The following is a 19,885-nucleotide window of genomic DNA, read 5'->3' as shown; positions in this document are numbered from 1 at the left end:
TCGCAGGGCCCCTACGCGCTGCGGTCGGCGAGCACCTCGCGGACGACGTGGCGGGCGTTGGCGGTCAGTGCCTGGTCGGTGTGGCGGTAGTACGGGATCGTCACCAGGGCGATGGAGAACGCCCAGGCCCGGCCGCGGGCCCACATGGCCTCGTCCGCGCCGAGGGCGGCACGGAAGGCCGGGCGGGCGGTGGCGGGCAGCAGGTTCCAGGCGGCGATCAGGTCAGCGGTCGGGTCGCCGACGCCCATCAGGGCGAAGTCGAGGACGGCGGAGAGCCGGCCGGTGGGGGCGACCAGCAGGTTGCCGGGGGTGAGGTCGCCGTGCGTCCAGACCGGCGGCCCGGCGTACTCGGGCAGCCGAAGCGCCTTGTCCCACAGGGCGGTTGCGGCCGCCGTGTTGATCGAGCCGGCGAGCTGGGCGATGGCCGCGCGGGTGGCGCCGTCCCGGGAGGCGAGCGGGACGCTGCGCTGGGAGGGCGGGGCGCCGGCCGGGTCGGCGGCGCGCAGCGCGTTGACGAAGCGGGCCAGGTCGCCGGCCAGGTCCCCGGGCGCGGCCAGCGAGTTGACCACCGGGTTGGTGCCGCCCAGCCAGCGCAGCACCGACCACTGCCACGGGTAGCCGGCGGCGGGCCGGCCGACCTCGAGCGGTGCCGGAACGGGCAGCGGCAGCCGTGGCGCCAGCCGGGACAGCCACTGCCGCTCCCGCCGCAGGCCGTCGGCGGCCCAGGCCACCAGCGGCAGCCGGACGGCGAGTTCGGGCCCGAGGCGGAACATCGCGTTGTCCGCGCCGGGGGCGGAAACGGGGGTGATCGGGAGGCGCTCCCACTGTGGGAACTGGGCGGCGATCAGCCGCCGCACCAGGGCCGCGTCGACCACCGGTCCGTCGGGGTGCATCCGGGTGGCAGCGCACATGTCCGGCAGCGTACAGCGCCCGATCGTTTCCGTTCAGCAGGATTCCCGAACTGCGCACGTTCCGAGGCCGGTTCGGCGAGGATCCACCCGAGCGGGGCCCGCCGGAAGGCGGCCGGCCGAAGCCCCGGCGCCGCCGCCCCCGCCGGAGCACGGCACCGCGCCACGCCCGGCCGCCCCGGGGGCGCCCGGGCGCCGCCGTCGGCACCTGCCAGAATGCAGGGCGTACGGCGCAAGCACTGATGGAGAAGGTGACCGGCTTCGTGACCACGCCAGTCGAACAGGTGGCCCGGCAGGCCCAGCAGGCGATCGAGCGGAAGATCGCCGAGGAACTGGGCGTCCGCGAAGGGCAGGTGAAGGCGGCCGTCGAACTGCTCGACGGCGGCGCGACCGTCCCGTTCGTGGCCCGCTACCGCAAGGAGGTCACCGGCTCCCTGGACGACGCCCAGCTGCGCGCCCTGGAGGAGCGGCTGCGCTACCTGCGCGAGCTGGAGGACCGCCGGGCGGCCGTCCTGGAGTCGATCGAGGCGCAGGGCAAGCTGGACGACGCGCTGCGCGCCCAGGTGCTCGCCGCCGACTCCAAGGCCCGCCTGGAGGACATCTACCTGCCGTTCAAGCCGAAGCGGCGCACCAAGGCGCAGATCGCCCGCGAGGCCGGCCTGGAGCCGCTCGCCGACACCCTGCTCGCCGACCCGTCCCAGGACCCGGCGGCGCTGGCCGCGCAGTACCTGAACGAGTCGGTCGCGGACGGCCCCGCCGCGCTGGAGGGCGCCCGGGCGATCCTGGTCGAGCGCTTCGGTGAGGACGCCGACCTGGTCGGCTCGCTGCGAGAGCGCATGTGGACCCGCGGCCGGCTGGTCGCCAGGGTCCGCGACGGCAAGGAGGGCGACGGCGCCAAGTTCGCCGACTACTTCGACTTCGCGGAGCCGTACACCAAGCTCCCCTCGCACCGCATCCTCGCGATGCTGCGCGGCGAGAAGGAGGAGGTGCTCGACCTCGAATTCTCCCCGTACGACGGCGACACCGAGGGCGATCTGCCCGGCGAGAACGACTACGAGCAGCGGATCGCCGCCCGCTTCGGCATCGCCGACCGCGGCCGCCCGGCCGACAAGTGGCTCGGCGACACCGTCCGCTGGGCCTGGCGCACCCGCATCCTGGTCCGGCTCGGCATCGACCTGCGGTCCCGGCTGCGCGCCGAGGCCGAGGACGAGGCGGTGCGGGTCTTCGCCGCGAACCTGCGCGACCTGCTGCTCGCCGCCCCGGCCGGTACCCGCGCCACCATGGGCCTGGACCCGGGCTTCCGCACCGGGGTGAAGGTCGCCGTGGTGGACGCCACCGGCAAGGTCGTCGCGTACGACACGATCTACCCGCACCAGCCCGCCAACAAGTGGGACGCGGCGCTGGCGACCCTGGCGGCACTGGCGAAGAAGCACGACGTCGACCTGATCGCGATCGGCAACGGCACCGCCTCCCGGGAGACCGACAAGCTCGCCGAGGACCTGCTGGGGCGCCACCCCGAGCTGAAGCTCACCAAGGCGATGGTCAGCGAGGCCGGCGCCTCGGTCTACTCGGCCTCCGCGTTCGCCTCGCAGGAGCTGCCGGACCTGGACGTGTCGATCCGCGGCGCGGTCTCGATCGCCCGCCGGCTCCAGGACCCGCTGGCCGAACTGGTCAAGATCGACCCCAAGTCGATCGGCGTCGGCCAGTACCAGCACGACCTGAGCGAGGTGAAGCTCTCCCGTTCGCTGGACGCCGTGGTCGAGGACTGCGTCAACGCCGTCGGCGTGGACGTCAACACCGCCTCGGCGCCGCTGCTCACCCGGGTCTCCGGGATCACCGGAACGCTGGCCGACAACATCGTGGCGCACCGCGACGCCAACGGCCCGTTCCGCACCCGCCGGCAGCTCAAGGACGTCTCCCGGCTCGGCCCCAAGGCCTTCGAGCAGTGCGCCGGCTTCCTGCGCATCCCCGGCGGCGAGGACCCGCTGGACGCCTCCAGCGTGCACCCCGAGGCCTACCCGGTGGTGCGCCGCATCCTGGCCGCGACCGGCGGGGAGCTGCGCGAACTGATCGGCAACGGCGAGCGGTTGCGGGCGCTGCGCCCGGCGGACTTCGCCGACGACACCTTCGGCGTCCCGACCGTCACCGACATCCTCGGCGAGCTGGACAAGCCGGGCCGGGACCCGCGCCCGGCCTTCCGCACCGCGACCTTCAAGGAGGGCGTCGACAAGATCGGCGACCTGGAGGTCGGCATGGTGCTGGAGGGCGTGGTCACCAACGTCGCCGCCTTCGGCGCGTTCGTGGACGTGGGCGTCCACCAGGACGGGCTGGTGCACGTCTCGGCGCTGTCGCGGAACTTCGTCAAGGACCCGCGCGAGGTGGTCAAGCCCGGCGACATCGTCAAGGTCCGGGTGCTCTCGGTGGACGTGCCGCGCAAGCGGATCGGGCTGACCCTGCGGCTGGACGACGAGGTCGGGCGCGAGCGCGGCGGGGACCGTGGCGACCGCGGCGAGCGGCAGGCCCGCCCGCCCCGCCAGGAGCGCCGCGGCGGCGGCCAGGGCGGTCAGAGCGGCCAGGGCGGTCAGGGCGGTCGCGGTGGCCAGGACCGGCGCGGTGGCGGCCAGGGCGGGGACCGCGGCGGCTTCGGCGGCGGCGTGCCGGCCAACAGCGCCATGGCGGACGCGCTGCGCCGGGCCGGCCTGGCCGGCGGTGGCGAGGGCGGCTCGGGCGGTCGCCGCTCCGGGCGGCGCTGAGCCGGGCCCTCGACCGACCACGGCCCGGGCCCTCGACCGACCACGGCCCGGGGCCGGTGGACGCGCACCGCGTCCACCGGCCCCGGGCCGTGGTTGACCGTCCGGACGTTCAGGCCAGGATCTTCTCCTTCGCCTTCTGGTACTCCTCCTCGGAGATCGCGCCCTTCTCCTTCAGCTCCGCCAGTTTCGCCAGGTCGTCGACGTGGCTGCGGCCGCCGCCCTCGGGCCCCGACGCCGCCGCGTCCCGGATGTAGGCCTTGAACGCGGCCTGGTTCTCCTGGGCCTGTTGGATGTCGCGCTTGGTCATCGACTGCCCGCGTGCGATCAGGTACACGAGGACGCCGATCAGGGGCAGGATGATCACCAGGACGAGCCAGCCGGCCTTGCCCCAGCCGCTGAGGTCGTGGCTGCGGAAGATGTCCGTGATGATCTTGAACAGCAGGAAGAACCAGAGCACCCAGAGGAAGAACTCCAGCATCGTCCAGAAGATGTTGAGCACCGGGTAGTCCACGGCCAGTGAGGTGGTGTCCATGGCTGAGTAATACCACCGCAAAACGGACATCTTCACTCGGTGTTCGGCCGTTCAAGTGACCTTCGGCAGTCGCGGGAATAACCGCCCGGGCCGGGGTCTCACCCCAGTGCGGCCCGCCGGCGCAGCTCCACGGCCAGCGCGACCAGCTCGCCCCACCAGGCGTCGCGCCCGGTCAGCAGCAGTCGCTCGGCCTCCGCGGGCGGCACCGCGCGGACCTCGACCACCTGCTCGCCGTCCGCCGGGTTGGTCGGCGCGGAGTCCAGCACGACCTCGCCCCACCCCCACAGCCAGGCCTTCTCCGGGTGCGGCTGCCACGGCCGGTACGGCACCGGGTCCTCGGTGCGGCAGCGGTGCGCGCCCAGCCAGCGCGGCTCGCCGAGCAGCCGGGCGCCGGCCTCCTCCGCCAGCTCGCGGGCGAGGCAGGAGGCGATGCTCTCGTCCCGCTCCCGGGTGCCGCCGGGCAGGAACCAGTGGTTCCGGTCGTCCCGGCAGAGCACCACCCGGTCGTCCGCGAAGCCGACCAGGTGGATGTTGGTGACCAGTGCGTCCGGCGGCAGCTCGGTGGAGAACCGGGCGTCGAACCGCCCCCAGCTCCAGTACTGCGGCGCGTGCAACGCCGGGAACAGTGCCGCTAGTTCGGTTGATCTGGCAGAGGCATCGGTGTGGTTCGCGGTATCGGTCATTCAGTGATCGTAGTGCCGGTCGGGAAACGGCGGGGGACGGTCGGATGGACGAGGGCGATGTCGGAGGTGGAGATGGCGCGCGGGCGGCGCGGGCGCGCCCCCTCGGTCGGTGCGCCGACCCAACTGCCCAGTGAGATCTCGGCGGTGATGCCGGGGCCGAAGCCGGCGATCAGCCCGGTGGTGCCCTCGGGCACGCCGCCGTCGGCGAACAGCCGGGCCAGGGCGTCGAAGACCACGGCGCTGGCGATGTTGCCGCGTTCGGTGAGCGTCGCCCGGCTGAAGCGGAAGGTGGCCGGCTCCAGGTCGAGGAGGCGGCACAGGTCGTCCAGGATGCGCGGGCCGCCCGCGTGCACGATGTAGAAGCCGAGCCCGGAGACGTCCCAGCCGTGCTCCCCGGCCAGGCCGCGCAGCGCGGGCGCGAGCATCGCCATCGTGCCGGGCACCCGCTTGTCCAGCCGGAAGTGGAAGCCGGTGTCCTTCACCCCGTACGAGATCCAGTCCTCGGTGTGCGGGACGAGGTGCGAGCCGTTGCGCTCGACCTGGACGCCGCGTCCGCCGTTCCCGCGCATCACCACGGCGGCGACCGCGTCCCCGAAGAGGCCGTTGGAGAGCAGCGAGCCGACGCCGAGGTCGGTCGGCTGGTAGCAGAGCGAGCAGAACTCGCAGGCCACGATCAGCACGTTGGCGCCCGGGTAGGCGCGGCAGAAGTCGTGGGCCCGGTTGACGGCGGCGCCGCCGGCCGCGCAGCCGAGTTGGGCGATCGGCACCTGGCGGGTGTCGGAGCGGAAACCCATGGTGTTGATCAGCCAGGCGGTCATCGACGGCATCATGAAGCCGGTGCAGGACACGTAGACGATCAGGTCGATGTCACCTGCTGTCAACTCGCCGTGGAAGAGAGCCCGTTCGACCACCTCGGGGACGCGCCGCTTGGCCTCGCGCTCGTACAGCTCGTTGCGGACGGTGAAGCCCGGGTGGGTGAGGGTCCGCTCGATCGGCTGGACCAGGTGCCGGGTGAGCACCCCGGTGTTCTCGATCAGCCGCAGTGCCAGGCCGAGTTGCGGGTGCCCGGCGTGCAGGGTGCGGGCCAGGTCGAGGGTCTCGTCGAGGGTGATGACGTGCTCGGGTACGGCGATGGCGGGGCGGCAGAGTGTTGCCATGGGTGCGGGTCTCCCCAGTGCTGCGGGAACGGTGGGTCGAGGGGAGGCGCTACCAGGCCACCGGCAGGGTGCGCGGGAAGCGCCAGATCGAGCCGGAGTCCCAGTCGAGTTCGGTCGGGTCGACGGCCAGCCGCAGCCCGGGGAAGCGGCGCAGCAGGGTGCCGATGGCGACCTGCAGCTCCATCCGGGCCAGGTGGGAGCCGAGGCAGTGGTGCTGGCCGTACCCGAAGGCCATGTGGGTGGGCGCGCCGCGGTCGAGGTCCAGCTCGTCGGGGCGCTCGTAGACCGAAGGGTCCCGGTTGGCGGTGAGGTAGGAGACGTGCACGGCCTCGCCGGCCCGGATCAGCGTGCCGCCCAGCTCGACGTCCTCGGTGGCGACCCGGGCGATGCCGACGCCCTGGCGGAACGGGATGAAGCGCAGCAGCTCCTCCAGGGCGCGGGGCAGCATGTCCGGCTGGGCGCGCAGCTTGGCGAGCTGCTCGGGGTGGGTGAGCAGGGTGTAGCCGATGTTGCCGAGCTGGTAGGTGCTGGTGTCGTGGCCGGTGACCAGCAGGACCATCGCCATGACGGTCAGCTCGTCCGGGTCGAGCAGTTCGTCGCCGTCGCGGGCGGTGGCGAGGGCGCTGATCAGGTCCTCGCGGGGGTGGGCCCGGCGTTCGGCGGTGAGCTCGGTGAAGTACGCGCGCAGGGCGGCCTTGGCGGCCTCCTGGCCGTCCCGGCTGCCGGGGCCCATCCGCATCATCGCCACGGCGTGGCCGCGCAGTTCGGTGCGGTCGGCCGCGGGGATGTCCAGCAGTTCGCAGATGGTGGCGAGCGGGAGGCGGCTGGCCAGCAAGTGCATCAGGTCGGCGGGGGCGCCGTGCTCGGTCATCTCGTCGAAGTAGCCGTCGACGGTCCGCTGGGTGGCCGGGCGCATCCGCTCGACCTGGCGGTTGGTGAAGCCCTGGGCGACGAGCCGGCGCAGCCGGTTGTGGGCGGGCGGGTCCATCAGGTTGATCGCCTCGGCCTGGGCGATCGGGGCAGGCGTCATCCGGGGCAGGTCGCGGCCGATGCCCGCGGCGCGGCTGAACCGGCGGTCGGTGGTGACGGTCCTGACGTCCTCGTAGCGGGTGGCCAGCCAGGCCTCGCCCTCGCCGTGCGGCAGTCGGATCCTGGCGACCGGGGCTTCGGTGAGCAGTCGCTTCAGGAGGGGGTCGAACTCCAGGCCGTCGGTGTGGTGGAAGGGGCAGTCCCACACGGGGGGATTGGTGGTCACGGGCCGGTCCAGGTGTGCTCGTCGTGCCGGGGGCGCCCGAGGTGATCGGTCCGGTTCGGGCGTGGACATGCAGATGGTGCCCCATGACCTGGCGAAAAAGGGAGTTCGGTGGAGATTTAACTCCAATGAGTGAGATTCGGCTAATAATAACGCGAACTGGTGCACGGTAGAGGTGAATTGACGGTCAGCCGCCGCCCGGCGCGACCAGCCCGGTCTCGTACGCGAGCACCACCGCCTGCGCCCGGTCGCGCAGGTCGAGCTTGGCGAAGATCCGGGCCACATGGGTCTTCACCGTCGACTCGCTGAGCGTCAGTTCGCGTGCCAGCTCGGTGTTGGACAGCCCGCGGCCGAGCAGCGCCAGCACCTCCGCCTCGCGCGGGGTGAGCGGCGCGAGGTCGCGGTGCAGCGGCGGGCCGTCGGCGCCCGGGGCCGGGCGCGGCGCACCGGCCGCGAAGCGCTCGACCAGCCGGCGGGTGATCGAGGGGGCGAGCAGCGCGTCCCCGGTGTCCACCAGCCGTACGGCGGCGGCGAGGTGGGCCGAGGTGACGTCCTTGAGCAGGAAACCGCTGGCCCCGGCGGACAGCGCGGCGTAGACGTAGTGGTCCAGGTCGAAGGTGGTCAGCATGATCACCCGGCAGCCGGGCACCTGGGCCAGGATGCGCCGGGCGGCCTCCAGACCGTCCATGCCGGGCATCCGGATGTCCAGCAGCGCGACGTCCGGGCGATGCAGGACGGCGGAGGCCACCGCCTCGGCGCCGTCGCCGGCCTCGGCGACCACGTCGATGCCGCGCGCGGTGAGGATCATCCGGAAGCCCGTGCGGACCAGCTCCTGGTCGTCCGCGATCACCACCCGCGGGCGGCTCTGCTGCTCCGGCTGCCGACTCCGGCCCGGCTCCTGGCCCTGCGCCGTGTCCACGGCCCCCTGCTCCACGTCCATGCTCCCCTCCGTCACGGCCGGTCCAGCGGGATGCGGGCACGGACCCGGAAGCCGCCGCCGATCCGGCGCCGGGCGTCCAGGTCCCCGCCGTACACCGCGACGCGCTCGCGCAGGCCGATCAGCCCGCGCCCGGCGCCGTCCGCCGGCCGCGGGGCCGGACCGGGCGCCCCGGAGAGCACGCTCGGGCCGCTGTTGAGCACCTCCACCCGCAGGTAGTGGTCCGCGTAGCGCACCGTCACCTCCGCCGTCACCCCGTCCCCGTGCTTGAGCGCGTTGGTCAGCGCCTCCTGGATGATCCGGTACGCCGTCACGTCGATGCCGCCGGGCAGCGGCCTCGGCTCACCGGAGATCCGCACCTCGACCGGCAGCCCGGCGAAGGCGAAGCGGTCGATCAGCGGGCTCAGCCGGCTCAGGCTGGGCTGCGGGGCGAAGCCGTCCCCGGCCGGCTCCTCGCCGCCGTCCGCGGCGGGGGCGAGCAGGCCCAGCAGGTGCCGCAGCTCCGTCATGGTGTCCCGCCCGGCGGCCTCGACCGCCGCCATCGCGGCCGCCGCCTCCTGCGGCATGGTGGCCAGCACCTCGCGCGCGGCCCCGGCCTGCACCACCATCAGGCTCACGTTGTGGCTCACGATGTCGTGCAACTCGGCGGCGATCCGGGCCCGTTCGGCGTCCACGGCGGTACGGGCGGCGCGATCCCGCTCCCGTTCCAGCAGCCAGCCTCGCTCGCCGATGGCCGCCCGGTGCAGCCGCCGCGCCCGGGCGAGCGCCACCGCCAGCCAGCCGGCCGCCGTGCCCGCAGCACCGGCCGTCGCGACGGCCGCCCACTCCCACCCCGTTCCCCACACGGCGCCAGCCTCCCAGGTCACACGGTGATCCACATCATCCGGGGGTGCCGCTCCCGTACATCCCCGGTACTACGGCCGCCCACGGTTACACCCGGGGTGGGACGTACGGACGGGAGCGCCGCCCCTACGGTCGTCCACCATGAGCAACGACCACGACGGGACCTCCCGGCCGGACGACGCGCAGGTCGTCGTCGAGCTGTCCGGGGTCCACAAGGAGTTCGGCGACGCCAAGGCGCTCGACGGCCTCGACCTGCGGATCCGCGCCGGCGAGGCGGTCGCCGTGATGGGCCCCTCGGGGTGCGGCAAGTCCACCCTGCTGAACATGGTGGCCGGGCTGGACCGGCCCACCGCCGGCACCGTCCGGGTGCACGGGCAGGACCTCGGGCAGCTGAACGAGCACGGGCTGGCCCTCTTCCGCCGCCGCCACATCGGCATGATCTTCCAGTTCTTCAACCTGATCGACGACCTCCCCGCCCTCGACAACGTCGCCCTGGCCGCCCAGCTGACCGGCACCAGCGCCCGCCAGGCCCGCCGCCGCGCACTGGAGTTGCTGGACGAACTCGGCGTCGCGCACCGCAAGGACGTCTACCCGGCCACGCTCAGCGGCGGCGAACGCCAGCGCGTCGCGGTGGCAAGGGCCCTGATGAACCGCCCGGCCCTGCTGCTCGCGGACGAGCCCACCGGCGCACTGGACAGCCGCTCCGGCGAGCAGGTGATGGACCTGCTGATCGACCTCAACCAGATCGGGCAGACCCTGCTGATCGTCACCCACGACCCCAAGCTGGCCACCCGCTGCGCCAGCCGGCTGGTCGAGGTGGCGGACGGGCGCGTGGCGAACGAGCGGATGCTGGAGGCGTCCGCATGACCGGCGCCGTCTGGCGCGCCTCGCGGGCGGCCGTGAAGCGCCGCCGGGTGCAGACCGTCGTGATCGGCCTGGTCGTCTTCTGCGCCACCACGACCGTGCTGCTCGCCCTCGCGGTGATCAGCGCCGCCCGGGCCCCCTTCGACGCGGCCTTCGGCGAGCAGCGGGGCGCTCACGTCGTCGCGGCCTTCGACCCGGCCGCGGCCCCGGCGGAGCAGCTGGCCGCCACCGCCCACCGGCCGGGCGTCGAGGCGGCAGCCGGGCCGTTCGACCAGGCCACGGTGCAGATCCCCAGCGACTGGGTCGGCAGCCCGCCCGGGCCGCTGACCCTGGTCGGCCGCACCGACCCGGCCGGGCCGGTGGACCGGGTGGAACTGCTCTCCGGCCGCTGGGCCGCCGCACCCGGCGAGGTGGTCCTGGACTCGCCGTTCGGCGGCGCGTCGGACAGGCTCCTGAACACCCCGATCCCCATCGGCGGCGGCCGACAGCTCACCATCGTCGGCTTCGCCACCAGCATGAGCCAGAGCGCCGGCGGCTGGGTCACCCCCGAACAGGCGACCGCTCTGCACCCCACCGCCCGCCAGATGCTCTACCGCTTCACCGACGCCGCCGACGACCAGCGGCTCGCCTCCGCCCTGGCCACCGCCACCGAGGGCCTGCCCGGGGACGCGGTCGTCAGCACCCAGTCGTACCTGGTGCTCAAGGACGCCTTCTCGGCGGGCGCCGACTCCTACCTGCCGCTGATGACGGTCTTCGGCGTGCTCGGCCTGGTGGTCTCCGCGCTGATCGTCGGCAACGTGGTGAGCGGCGCGGTGGTCTCCGGCTACCGGCACATCGGCGTCCTGAAGTCGATCGGCTTCACCCCGCGCCAGGTGGTCACCGTCTACCTGACGATGGTCTCGGTGCCCGCGGTCGCCGGGACCGTCCTCGGCACGGCGGCCGGCTGGGTGGCGGCGCACCCGATCCTCCGGGCCGCGTTCTCCGGCATCGTCACCGGCACCGCCGTGATCGAGCCCGCCGGCTGGCTGCCCGCCGCCACCCTGGTCAGCGTCCCGCTGCTGGTCGTCCTCGCCGCCCTGGTCCCGGCCTCGCGCGCCCACCGGCTCCCCGCCGCCCGGGCCATCTCGGCCGGCAGCACGCCGCGCAACGGCCGCGGGCTGAAGGTCCAGCGCCGGCTGAGCGGCACCCGGCTGCCGCGCGCGGTCAGCCTCGGCCTCGGCCAGCCCTTCGCCCGCCCCGCCCGCACCGCGCTGACCATGTCGGCGATCGTGCTCGGCGTGGTCACCGTGACGATGACGACCGGTCTGAGCAGCACCCTGACCCAGTTGGTGGACCACACCGACGGCCACACCCACGTCAACGTCCGGACCGCCCACTTCGCGGACAACAAGGTCGCGCCGAAGCTCACCCCCGCCCGGACCGAGGCGATGCTGCGCGCCGCCCCCGGCGCCGAACGGGTCGGCACGCGCGGACTGGTCCAGGTCGGGCTGGTCGGCCACAACCAGCCCGCGTTCGCCAACTTCTACGGCGGCGACGACATCGTCGACTCCAAGCGGCTGAACGTCGTGGACGGCCGCCCGGCGACAGGCCCGAACGAGATTGAGGCCGGGCCGTCCTTCCTCCGGCAACACGGCCTCAAGGTCGGCGACAAACTCACCCTGTCCCTGGACGGGCGGCAACTGCCCGTCACCCTCGTCGGCGAGGAGTCCGAGGGCAACCCCCGGGCCTTCGCCTCCAACGACGCCACCAGGGCCGCGCTCACCGACGACCCGCACGTGGTCGAGTACGACGTGAAGCTCGCCAAGGGCGCCGACGCCGAGGCCTACCGCAAGGCCGTGACGGACGCCGACCCCAGCCTCTCGGCCTCGGTGTTCGCGCCCGACCTGGCCGGGCCGATCGCCGCGGTCATCGCCTTCACCACGATCTTCACGGTGCTGCTGTCGGTGGTCGCCTCGCTCGGCGTCTTCAACACCCTGCTGCTCACCGTCCGCGAGCGCCGCCGCGACCTCGGCATGCTGAAGTCGATCGGGATGACGCCCCGGCAGGTGGTCGCGATGACGGTCACCTCTGTGGCCTGGCAGGGCGTGGTCAGCGGGATCATCGGCATCCCGGTCGGGGTGGTGGCCCACCGGCTGATCACCGAGAACGTGGTGACGATCGTCTTCCCGGAGGAGATGATCGACGTCTGGAACGCCCCACTGCTCGCCGGCCTCGCGCTCGCGGGCGTCGCGATCGCCGTCCTCGGCGCCCTCGTCCCGGCCCGATCGGCGGCCCGCCTGCCGATCGCCGAGGTGCTGCACAACGAGTGAAGCCGCGGGGGTGCGGACCCGTGTGCGGACGGCCGGTCGGACACCCCGACCGGCCGTCCGCGTTGTCCGAGCTTGCGGTATCGTCCGCCGCGCCCGTCATGGCGCTGACGGATGCTCAATCCACGGTGGGACGGCCCCTATCATCGCGCCATGGCCACCGCTGAGCTGATCCGCATCGTCTCCCGCTCCTCACCCATGGCACTGGCCCAGGTCGAGCGGGTCCGCACCGAACTCGCCGCCCTGCACCCGGGCCTGCGCACCGAGGTGGTGCCCGTCACCACCTCGGGCGACCGCTGGACGGGTGATCTCGCCCAACTCGGCGGCAAGGGCGCCTTCACCAAGGAGGTCGACGCCGCACTGCTCGCCGGAGAGGCCGACGTCGCCGTCCACTGCCTCAAGGACGTACCCGCCGACCGCCCGCTGCCGGCCGGCACCGTCTTCGCCGCCTACCTGCGCCGCGACGACATCCGCGACGCCCTCGTCCACCCCGGCGGCCTGCCGCTCGCCGCCCTCCCGCCCGGCACCCGGATCGGCACCTCCTCCGTCCGCCGGGTCGCCCAACTCGCCTCCTCCCACCCGCACCTGGAGTGCGTCCCGATCCGCGGCAACGCCAACAGCCGGCTCGCCAAGCTGGCGGCCGGGGACGTCGACGCCCTGCTGCTCGCCGTCTCCGGCCTGGAGCGGATCGGCGAGCAGGCCCGGATCACCGAGGTGCTCGGCATCGAGGCGATGTGCCCGCCGATCGGCGCCGGCATCCTCGTCCTGCAGTGCCGCGAGGGCGACGAGGCCACCATCGAGGCCGTCACCGGCCTCGGCCACCACGACACCTGGCGCGAGGCGGCGGCCGAGCGGATGTTCCTGCACGCCCTCCAGGGCCACTGCAACAGCCCGATCGCCGGCTACGCCAACGCCGAACGCGACGGCCGCCTGTCCCTGCGCGGCCGGGTCTTCACCCCGGACGGCAAGCAGGTGCTGGACGCCCACGAGTGGGCGGGCGCGCTCAGCCCCGAGGACCTCGGGACGTCGGTGGCCCTGGCGCTCAAGCGGCAGGGGGCGCAGGAGCTGATCTCCTCGATCCCGCACTGACCCGGGGAGGGGGGCGGTCGGGGCCGCACCGGCGGAGCCGACCGCCCCTGGCTTCCCGGCCCCGGGGCGTTGCGTTCTCGGCCCGGCTGCTTCCGCCCCGGCGGCCTCGGGCCCCGGGGGCGTTGCGTTCTTGGCCCGGCTGCTTCCGCCCCGGCGGCCTCGGGCCCCGCCTCCGGCCGCCCCCCGGCCGCCTCGGGCCTCGCCTCCGGCCGCCCTGAGCCCTGGCACTCCACCTCCGGTTCCTCGCCCCGGCTCCAAGGGCCGGAGCAGGTGCGACACGCGACCTCACACCGGGGCTGTCGTCGCGGCGGGCGCGCGGTCGCGGGGTGAGCGCACGGTGACGGACCGGCATTTCCCCTCGTCCCGGGGAGAACCGGGCGGGCGCGAGGGGCGTCCGTTTGAGGCGTGATCAGTGCGGTGCTCGGCGGGATGCCGATGTTCTGGCCCGGGCTGCTGCTCTCGCTGGTGCCCGCGGCCCTGCTGAACCGGCCGGTGGGGCGGCTGCTGCGGGCCCACTGGGCGGTCGGCTTCGTGCTGCTGCTCGGGCTCGGCGGGGTGGTCGTGGCGATGCTGCTGCCGGACGCCTTCCGGCTCTCGGAGGGCGGCGTCCGGCACTGTGCCGTGGAGGGCGGCCGCCCGCGTTCCCCGTACGAGCTGCTGCACGTGCGGCACATCGAGCTCAAGCTGGCGACCTATGCCCCGGTCGGCTTCGCGGCCGCGCTGGCGGGCACCCGGCGGCGGGCGGTGGTGGCGCTGCTGGGTGCGGCGGCGCTGCCGTTCGCGGTGTCGGCGCTGCACTACGCGCTGCCGGCGATCGGGCGGGCCTGTGACGTGCAGGACGTCTGGGACGGGGTGCAGGGGGTCGTGCTGGGTGCGGCGCTGGGGCTGGTGGCCGGGCCGCTGCTCCGGGCGGTGCGGTCACGGTCGTGGTCGCGCGCGGCCTGAACCGCGCACTGGGCTACTGGTCGAGGAGCGGGAAGAGCCGGGCGACGGCGGCGACCGGCCGGGCCTCGGCGGGCCGGGCCGCCGGGTCCGTCTCGCGGTCCCGGTAGCGGGCCAGCACCCGGCGGACCTCAGCGCCGACGGCGGCCAGCTCGGCGGGCGTCAGGTAGACGACGGCGCTGAAGGCCTCGTCCTGCTGCCACTCGGCCGGGGCCTCGCCACGCCGGGCGAGCCAGCGCTGGTGGCTCTCGTCCTCCAGGCCGCGCGCCAGTTCTCCGAACTCTCCTTCTCCGTCGGGCTGTTGGGTGGTCGGCAGCCGCCACGGCCGGGCCCGCCCGTCGGTGGCCGGGGCCTCCTCGATCAGCCCGTACCGGGCCAGCTGCCGCAGGTGGAAGGAGCAGAGGCCCGAGCTGAGGCCGAGCCGGGCGGCGGCCTCGGTGGAGGTGACGGTGCCGTGCTCGGCGAGCAGTTCCAGCAGCGCGGTGCGGACGGCGTGCTCGGGGAGGGGGCCGGTTCTGACGAGGTCTTCGGTCACTTTGCAAAGTCTGCTACTTTGCAAAGTCGACAGCAAGCCCAGCCCCTCGAAGGAGCGACCGTGTCCCAGCCGAGCGAACGCCCGTCCGTCCTGCGGATCACCGAGGTGGGGGAGGAGATCCTGCACCGCCCCTGCCGGGCGGCCACCGAGGAGGACTTCGGCAGCGAGCGCCTGGCCCGGCTGATCGACGACATGTTCGCCACCATGCACGTCGCCGACGGCTGCGGCCTCGCCGCCAACCAGGTGGACGTGGACCTGCGCCTCTTCGTCTACGACTGCCCCGACGACGACGGCGTCCGGCACACCGGCCACATCCTCAACCCGGTGGTCGAGGAGCAGGAGCCCGGGCGCGCGCTCATCGAGGAGACCGAAGGCTGCCTCTCCGTCCCCGGAGCGAACACCAAGCTCGCGCGCCCCGCCCGGACCGTGGTGCGCGGGGTCAACCAGCACGGGGAGCCGGTTGTGATCGAGGGCACCGGCTACTTTGCCCGCTGCCTCCAGCACGAGACCGACCACCTCAACGGCGGGCTCTACATCGACCGCCTCTCCGCCCGCGACCGCAAGCGGATGCTCAAGCAGACCGCCGACCGGCGGGAGAAGGTCTTCGCCCAGCGTGCCGCCAGGGCCGCCAAGTTGGTTGAGGCCGACCGCCAGAACGGATCCGTGCCCCGCTAGGATCGCGCCACGGTCACCTGGCGTCGGTGTGGCCGGAGGGGGGATGGAGATGCCGGACGGCACATTCGTGGTGTTCTGGTCGGTGCCGCTGCTCCTGGTGGCGCTGCTCTTCTTCGCCGTGCTGCGGGAGCACGGCACGCCCCTCGCCAAGCGGGCCGCCTGGGTGTTCCTCGCCATCGCGGCACCGCCTGCGCTGATCCTGGCGATGTGCGTGGCACTGGTCTTGGCCGGGCTCGTCTGGTCGTTCGTGGCTGGTTGAGCGGTACTCGCGGAACCAGGGTGAGGCGGTGACCAAGCCCGCGCACCTCGCCCACCCGGTCCATGCTTGGAGGCCAAGGACACTCACGGCCGGTACGACGCCACCCTCACCACCACGGAGAAGGGCTCCACCTACCGGCGCCGCTTCATGGGCCACATCGAGAACGGCAAGGCGAGCATCAGCGGCTGATACACGCCGGGCCGGACCCGTACAGATTGGATCTGTCGATACGCCAACGGCGCGCCGCCGGGAAGGCGGTGGGCCGTTGAGGGGAGGTCCGGTCGGGTCAGACCTCGGTGGTGGTGGCGGCGAACTTCACGAACGCCTCCCATGCGGCCGGCTCGAAGGCCAGCTGGGGGCCGCTCTTGTCCTTGGAGTCACGCACGTGGACGACACCGGGGGTCTCGGCGACCTCGACGCAGTCGGGGCCCTCGTTGGTGCTGTAGCTGCTCTTGAACCACGCCAGCTCGGCCATGCCTGCCGCTCCCCCCAGAATCGCTTCGATCAGGGCCAGGGACTCCCTCAGCCCCAGGGCCTGGGCCTGGGCTCGGATACTGCTGTACCGTGCGGCCATATTACGGACTTCCACCGGATCCGTGATCAGGCGATTCACGTGCTGCGCCTCCACGAAGCCGATCTGCGGCCGGTTGGGCGGCGTCGGCAGCGTGAACGAGCCCAGGGCGGTCGCGGCCTCACCCTCATCGACGCGCTCTGTGATCGCTGGGGCACCATCCCCCGCCACCCCGACTCCAAGACCGTCTGGGCCGAACTCGACCTCGCCGCCACCGCCCCCGCCGCCCCCTGAACCCCGGCATAGCCCCCCCAGCAACTCCCCGATGAACCAACAGGAGTGGGAAGTCGACCAGGCCGACTTCCCACTCCTTCGACATCCGAGATTTGTGGGATATCCCCGTGTCGACCGCCGCTGCCAGGATGTGGCGCACGGAGCCGAACACTCCGGCCGGGCTTCGCGGGGGAGCGCCCGGCCGCCGTTTCGAAGGAGGAACCCACACCGATGAAGATCCGCCGACTTGCCGCCACCGCGGCCGCCGCGGCCGTGCTGGCCCCCGTGCTCGTCCTCGCCACCGGCACCCAGGCGAACGCCTACCCCAGGACGCTGTCGAAGACGGAGCAGTGCACGGCGGCGTACAACGTCAACTACTGGGTCGGCGGCGCGGCCTTCGCCCGCACCCAGTGGTACGCCTGCATGGCGGGCTGACCGCCTCCGTGGCCCCCGGCGCCGGCCGGGGGAGCCGAAGGGAGTGGGAAGTCGGCCCGGCCGACTTCCCACTCCCTTGGCGTGCTGCCTGTGCGGCCGCGCTCGGCCCGGTGCGGTCCGGTACGGTCCGTTGCTTCACGGACTCACCATTCCCAGGCCGATTCCTCGAAGGCGTCCGGTTCGGTGACCCAGCCGGCGTTCAGGACGAGCCGTGAGGTGCGGTGGACGGCGAGGAAGCCGAAGGGACGGTCGAATCGGGCGCTGATCCTGCGGGCGCGGTAGCGGTGCCGCGGTGGCTGCCCCGCAGCCGCCACGCTCAGCGCGGTGACGCTCGCGGAACGGAAGCCGCGTTCCCCGAACGTGGCGGTGACCGTCTGGGCGGCCGCCCCCACCGCCAGCGGGGCGCTGCTGATGGCGGGGAAGTGCCCTCGGGTTCGGTCCGTCGCCGTCCGGAGGCCGAACAGGTCAGGGTCCCCGAGCAGATCGTGTCGGGCGGTGACGGTGAAGGGCACAGTCTCCACCAGCAGCTCCGGTGTGCCGTCGAGGCTGGGAACGTGCTCGACGGTCAGCCCGGGGCCCGGAGTGCCGTAGGGGAGTCGATCGCCTGGGAGCACCGACCTGCGGTCGGCGAGGGTTCGTACCGCCGCGGGCAGTACCTGTGCCGGCGAGGCGTCCTCGGTTCCCAGGAACAGGTGGACGTCGACTCCTTGGACCCCGAGGACCTGCAGTACGGTGACCGGACCGATCGGGGTCTGCGCGACCCCCGCCCGGTCGAGCAGTGCGGTGGTCCGGAACAGGCCGGCCAGGTCCCTGCCCCGCCAGGGGCCCGTCCCCGCCTCCAGGCCAGTACATTCGAACGGGCGGATCCAGTCGGTGCGGACGGTCAGGGCACCGGCCAGCACCGCCCGGGTCTCCGTGTCGACGCCGACCGGCATCGACGCGATCTGCCCGTCGGTGCAGGCTGTCGCCCAGGCGTCGAGTCGAGCCTGGTCCGAGACCGGGTCGCCGGTGAGGTATTGGTGGACGCGCTCGGGGAGTTCGGTCAGCCAGCCCGGTTCGAGTGGCAGTTCCTCGTGGGTCCACAGACCGAGCGCACTCCGCACGCCTGGCATCGCATCGATGGCGGCCAGCATGCCCCGCGCCCCCTCCGCGGCCTGCTCCGCCGGGATGCCGAGGGCGTCGGCGAGTTCACTGCGGGCAGGGCCGGTGGCGCCGTGTGCCAGCAGGGCGAGCAGCGGCCACACCCCGGCGGTGGTGAAGGCCGTGCCGCCTTCCGGCAGCGTGGCAGCCCAGCGCGCGGTCAACGCGTTGACGGCCCGGACGGTGGAACTGCGCGTCATGCCCATCCCGTCCCCACCTCTTCGAGGAACACCTGTTCCCGGGAGCGTAGGGCCGAACCGTCCGTGGCGGCCACCGAGTTGATTCGTCGCCGGTCGCTCAGCCGGTCGCTCAGCCGGTCGCTCAGCCGTTCGGGCTGCGGGTGCTACGAGGGCTGCGGATGGCGACGACGACGATGAGCAGCGCCGCGAGCGAGAGGCCCGCCGCCGTGAGGAAGGCCGCCCGGTAGCCGCCCGGTACGTCGTCACCGGCCGTGGCGGCGACGGTGGACAGGACCGCGAGGCCGAGTCCGCCCCCGACCTGGAGCGCGGTGTTGAACAGGGCGCCGGCCAGGGCCTGTTCGCCGGTCCCCGCGCCGGACAGCGCGGTGACGTTCGCCGACACGAAGGTCTGCGAGAGGCCGATGATGAGGACGAGCAGGAGCGGCAGGATGACTGCCCAGTAGTTCGCCCCGGGGCCGACCAACGAGAACAGGGCGAGGCCGATCGTGTAGAAGGTCAGGCCGAACAGCATGAGCCGCCGCGCGCCCAGCCGCGGGAGCAGGCGCCCCGCGGCGAGAGGCAGGAGGGTGCCGCCGACGGCCAGCGGCAGGAAGGCCACGCCCGTGGTGAGCGGGCTGAACCCGAGGACGTTCTGCAGTAGGAGTGCGGCGAAGTAGTTCACCCCGACCCAACCCGCGTACATGAGGACGGCGACCGCCAGGGCCGCGGCGAGGTTCGGCCGCTGCCACACCGCCGGCGGGACGAGCGGCTGGTCGGCCCGGCGCTGCCAGAGCGCGAAGCCGGTCAGCAGGGCCACCGCGAGCGCCGCGGCCGCCCAGCCGGGACCGTCGGCCACGTTCCCGCCGAGCCGGGTCGAGGCGAAGGAGAGCCCCAGCAGACCGACGGTCACCAGCGCCGCACCGGGGAGGTCCAGGCGTCCGTGGGCACGATCCTCGGGCGCGTCGGCGGGGATCAGCGCGAGCACACCCGCCATCAGCGCGACCACCACCAGGACGTTCACGGCGAACATCGACCGCCACCCGATCGACCCCGCCAGCGCGCCACCCACGACCAGCCCGAACGCGAGGCCCACACCGCCCATGGCGCCGAACGCTCCGAGCGCCCGCGACCGCCCCGGTTCCGTACGCCACAGGGCGCCGAGCAGCCCGAGCGCGGCCGAGACGGTCACCGCCGCACCGGCGCCCTGGACCGCGCGGGCCGCCACGGCGAGCAGCAGCGAGTGGGAGGCCCACACCACCGCGGACGCGGCGGCGAACACCGCCATTCCGCACAGGAGCGCCCGGCGCCGCCCGTACAGGTCGGCGGCTCGCCCGGCCACCATCAGGAAGCCGGCGAACGTCAGGGAGTAGGCCGAGACCACCCAGGAGAGCTGCCCGGGGGAGGCGTTCCAGTCCCGCGCCATCTCCGGCAACGCCATGTTGACCGACGAGAGGTTCATGATGTCGAGGGCCTGGGCGGTGCACAGAACGGCCAGTACCGCCCCGGAGCCACCGGAGCCACCGGAGCCACCGGAGTCTTGAGATGCCGCCCGGCGGGCGGAGGTGTCCAGAGATTGCGATGTCGTCACGCATCCAGTCTCTGGAGTACGGCT

At 73.5% G+C, this 19,885-nt stretch carries 21 protein-coding genes; 10 read left to right on the top strand and 11 right to left on the bottom strand.

Features of this window, described 5'->3' with window-relative positions; translation table 11 throughout:
* Nucleotides 1–11: 11 nt before the first annotated feature.
* The gene (locus ACWDBB_RS14910) at nt 12–911 is read right to left on the bottom strand and encodes an aminoglycoside phosphotransferase family protein (RefSeq protein WP_449789961.1); all 900 of its coding nucleotides are present in this window, start codon (nt 909–911) and stop codon (nt 12–14) included.
* Between the two features lie 260 nt (nt 912–1,171).
* On the opposite strand from ACWDBB_RS14910, the gene ACWDBB_RS14905 reads away from it, so the two are divergent.
* Nucleotides 1,172–3,661, top strand: a complete 2,490-nt coding sequence (locus tag ACWDBB_RS14905) for a Tex family protein (protein WP_449789960.1) — start codon at nt 1,172–1,174, stop codon at nt 3,659–3,661.
* A gap of 109 nt (nt 3,662–3,770) precedes the next feature.
* On the opposite strand, the gene ACWDBB_RS14900 is transcribed toward ACWDBB_RS14905, so the two are convergent.
* From ACWDBB_RS14900 to ACWDBB_RS14875, 6 genes are all read right to left on the bottom strand, one after another.
* The gene (locus ACWDBB_RS14900) at nt 3,771–4,193 is read right to left on the bottom strand and encodes an SHOCT domain-containing protein (protein WP_449789959.1); all 423 of its coding nucleotides are present in this window, start codon (nt 4,191–4,193) and stop codon (nt 3,771–3,773) included.
* Between the two features lie 98 nt (nt 4,194–4,291).
* On the bottom strand, nt 4,292–4,876 hold the full coding sequence (locus ACWDBB_RS14895; RefSeq protein ID WP_449789958.1) for an NUDIX hydrolase: 585 nt from the start codon (nt 4,874–4,876) through the stop codon (nt 4,292–4,294).
* Complete coding sequence (locus ACWDBB_RS14890; protein ID WP_449789957.1) at nt 4,873–6,033, bottom strand: type III polyketide synthase; 1,161 nt, start codon at nt 6,031–6,033, stop codon at nt 4,873–4,875. The genes ACWDBB_RS14895 and ACWDBB_RS14890 overlap by 4 nt, the downstream gene beginning before the upstream one ends.
* A gap of 49 nt (nt 6,034–6,082) precedes the next feature.
* Nucleotides 6,083–7,288: a cytochrome P450 gene (locus ACWDBB_RS14885; protein WP_449789956.1), complete on the bottom strand. Its 1,206-nt coding sequence runs from the start codon at nt 7,286–7,288 to the stop codon at nt 6,083–6,085.
* Nucleotides 7,289–7,472: 184 nt separating this feature from the next.
* Nucleotides 7,473–8,225 carry a response regulator gene (locus ACWDBB_RS14880; protein ID WP_449789955.1) on the bottom strand — a complete coding sequence of 251 codons (753 nt, stop codon included), beginning with the start codon at nt 8,223–8,225 and terminating at the stop codon, nt 7,473–7,475.
* A gap of 11 nt (nt 8,226–8,236) precedes the next feature.
* On the bottom strand, nt 8,237–9,067 hold the full coding sequence (locus ACWDBB_RS14875; protein WP_449789954.1) for a sensor histidine kinase: 831 nt from the start codon (nt 9,065–9,067) through the stop codon (nt 8,237–8,239).
* A gap of 139 nt (nt 9,068–9,206) precedes the next feature.
* On the opposite strand from ACWDBB_RS14875, the gene ACWDBB_RS14870 reads away from it, so the two are divergent.
* The 4 genes from ACWDBB_RS14870 (at nt 9,207) to ACWDBB_RS14855 (ending at nt 14,269) form a co-directional block, all read left to right on the top strand.
* Nucleotides 9,207–9,932 (top strand): ABC transporter ATP-binding protein, encoded by a 726-nt coding sequence (locus tag ACWDBB_RS14870; protein ID WP_449789953.1) that lies wholly within the window; start codon nt 9,207–9,209, stop codon nt 9,930–9,932.
* Nucleotides 9,929–12,238, top strand: a complete 2,310-nt coding sequence (locus ACWDBB_RS14865) for an ABC transporter permease (RefSeq protein ID WP_449789952.1) — start codon at nt 9,929–9,931, stop codon at nt 12,236–12,238. The genes ACWDBB_RS14870 and ACWDBB_RS14865 overlap by 4 nt, the downstream gene beginning before the upstream one ends.
* Before the next feature lie 150 nt (nt 12,239–12,388).
* Nucleotides 12,389–13,324: a hydroxymethylbilane synthase gene (gene hemC / locus ACWDBB_RS14860; protein WP_449789951.1), complete on the top strand. Its 936-nt coding sequence runs from the start codon at nt 12,389–12,391 to the stop codon at nt 13,322–13,324.
* A 405-nt stretch (nt 13,325–13,729) separates the two neighbouring features.
* The gene (locus tag ACWDBB_RS14855) at nt 13,730–14,269 is read left to right on the top strand and encodes a hypothetical protein (RefSeq protein ID WP_449789950.1); all 540 of its coding nucleotides are present in this window, start codon (nt 13,730–13,732) and stop codon (nt 14,267–14,269) included.
* A gap of 13 nt (nt 14,270–14,282) precedes the next feature.
* On the opposite strand, the gene ACWDBB_RS14850 is transcribed toward ACWDBB_RS14855, so the two are convergent.
* Nucleotides 14,283–14,801: a winged helix-turn-helix domain-containing protein gene (locus ACWDBB_RS14850; RefSeq protein WP_449789949.1), complete on the bottom strand. Its 519-nt coding sequence runs from the start codon at nt 14,799–14,801 to the stop codon at nt 14,283–14,285.
* Between the two features lie 60 nt (nt 14,802–14,861).
* Here ACWDBB_RS14850 and def point away from each other — a divergent pair, with 60 nt between their 5' ends.
* The 3 genes from def (at nt 14,862) to ACWDBB_RS14835 (ending at nt 15,924) form a co-directional block, all read left to right on the top strand.
* Complete coding sequence (gene def / locus ACWDBB_RS14845; RefSeq protein ID WP_449789948.1) at nt 14,862–15,476, top strand: peptide deformylase; 615 nt, start codon at nt 14,862–14,864, stop codon at nt 15,474–15,476.
* Nucleotides 15,477–15,525: 49 nt separating this feature from the next.
* A complete protein-coding gene (locus ACWDBB_RS14840) occupies nt 15,526–15,735 on the top strand; it encodes a hypothetical protein (protein WP_449789947.1) in 210 nt (69 codons plus the stop codon).
* 66 nt (nt 15,736–15,801) lie between these two features.
* Nucleotides 15,802–15,924, top strand: a complete 123-nt coding sequence (locus ACWDBB_RS14835; RefSeq protein ID WP_449789946.1) for a hypothetical protein — start codon at nt 15,802–15,804, stop codon at nt 15,922–15,924.
* A 97-nt stretch (nt 15,925–16,021) separates the two neighbouring features.
* Here ACWDBB_RS14835 and ACWDBB_RS14830 read toward each other — a convergent pair whose 3' ends face one another.
* Nucleotides 16,022–16,210, bottom strand: coding sequence for a DUF397 domain-containing protein (locus tag ACWDBB_RS14830; RefSeq protein WP_449789945.1), 189 nt, complete (start codon nt 16,208–16,210; stop codon nt 16,022–16,024).
* Nucleotides 16,211–16,348: 138 nt separating this feature from the next.
* Here ACWDBB_RS14830 and ACWDBB_RS14825 point away from each other — a divergent pair, with 138 nt between their 5' ends.
* The gene (locus ACWDBB_RS14825; RefSeq protein WP_449789944.1) at nt 16,349–16,540 is read left to right on the top strand and encodes a hypothetical protein; all 192 of its coding nucleotides are present in this window, start codon (nt 16,349–16,351) and stop codon (nt 16,538–16,540) included.
* Nucleotides 16,541–16,750: 210 nt separating this feature from the next.
* Nucleotides 16,751–16,954, top strand: coding sequence for a hypothetical protein (locus tag ACWDBB_RS14820; protein ID WP_449789943.1), 204 nt, complete (start codon nt 16,751–16,753; stop codon nt 16,952–16,954).
* A 143-nt stretch (nt 16,955–17,097) separates the two neighbouring features.
* Here the strand turns inward: ACWDBB_RS14820 and ACWDBB_RS14815 are convergent, their stop codons facing one another.
* Nucleotides 17,098–18,294 (bottom strand): serpin family protein, encoded by a 1,197-nt coding sequence (locus ACWDBB_RS14815; RefSeq protein ID WP_449789942.1) that lies wholly within the window; start codon nt 18,292–18,294, stop codon nt 17,098–17,100.
* A gap of 121 nt (nt 18,295–18,415) precedes the next feature.
* A complete protein-coding gene (locus ACWDBB_RS14810; protein ID WP_449789941.1) occupies nt 18,416–19,861 on the bottom strand; it encodes an MFS transporter in 1,446 nt (481 codons plus the stop codon).
* Between the last annotated feature and the right edge of the window lie 24 nt (nt 19,862–19,885).

It is taken from the genome of Kitasatospora sp. NPDC001095, assembly GCF_053598615.1.
Note: the sequence above shows the minus strand (reverse complement) of the source record. Positions and strands in the feature narration are given on the sequence as shown.

Bases quoted from the DNA above. Each gene is read 5' to 3' on its own strand.
- ACWDBB_RS14880 (WP_449789955.1), bottom strand. From the start codon at position 8,225: ATGGACGTGGAGCAGGGGGCCGTGGACACGGCGCAGGGCCAGGAGCCG.
- ACWDBB_RS14895 (WP_449789958.1), bottom strand. From the start codon at position 4,876: ATGACCGATACCGCGAACCACACCGATGCCTCTGCCAGATCAACCGAA.
- ACWDBB_RS14890 (WP_449789957.1), bottom strand. From the start codon at position 6,033: ATGGCAACACTCTGCCGCCCCGCCATCGCCGTACCCGAGCACGTCATC.
- ACWDBB_RS14900 (WP_449789959.1), bottom strand. From the start codon at position 4,193: ATGGACACCACCTCACTGGCCGTGGACTACCCGGTGCTCAACATCTTC.
- ACWDBB_RS14815 (WP_449789942.1), bottom strand. From the start codon at position 18,294: ATGACGCGCAGTTCCACCGTCCGGGCCGTCAACGCGTTGACCGCGCGC.
- ACWDBB_RS14820 (WP_449789943.1), top strand. From the start codon at position 16,751: ATGAAGATCCGCCGACTTGCCGCCACCGCGGCCGCCGCGGCCGTGCTG.
- hemC (WP_449789951.1), top strand. From the start codon at position 12,389: ATGGCCACCGCTGAGCTGATCCGCATCGTCTCCCGCTCCTCACCCATG.
- ACWDBB_RS14840 (WP_449789947.1), top strand. From the start codon at position 15,526: ATGCCGGACGGCACATTCGTGGTGTTCTGGTCGGTGCCGCTGCTCCTG.
- ACWDBB_RS14865 (WP_449789952.1), top strand. From the start codon at position 9,929: ATGACCGGCGCCGTCTGGCGCGCCTCGCGGGCGGCCGTGAAGCGCCGC.
- ACWDBB_RS14870 (WP_449789953.1), top strand. From the start codon at position 9,207: ATGAGCAACGACCACGACGGGACCTCCCGGCCGGACGACGCGCAGGTC.
- ACWDBB_RS14830 (WP_449789945.1), bottom strand. From the start codon at position 16,210: ATGGCCGAGCTGGCGTGGTTCAAGAGCAGCTACAGCACCAACGAGGGC.
- ACWDBB_RS14910 (WP_449789961.1), bottom strand. From the start codon at position 911: ATGTGCGCTGCCACCCGGATGCACCCCGACGGACCGGTGGTCGACGCG.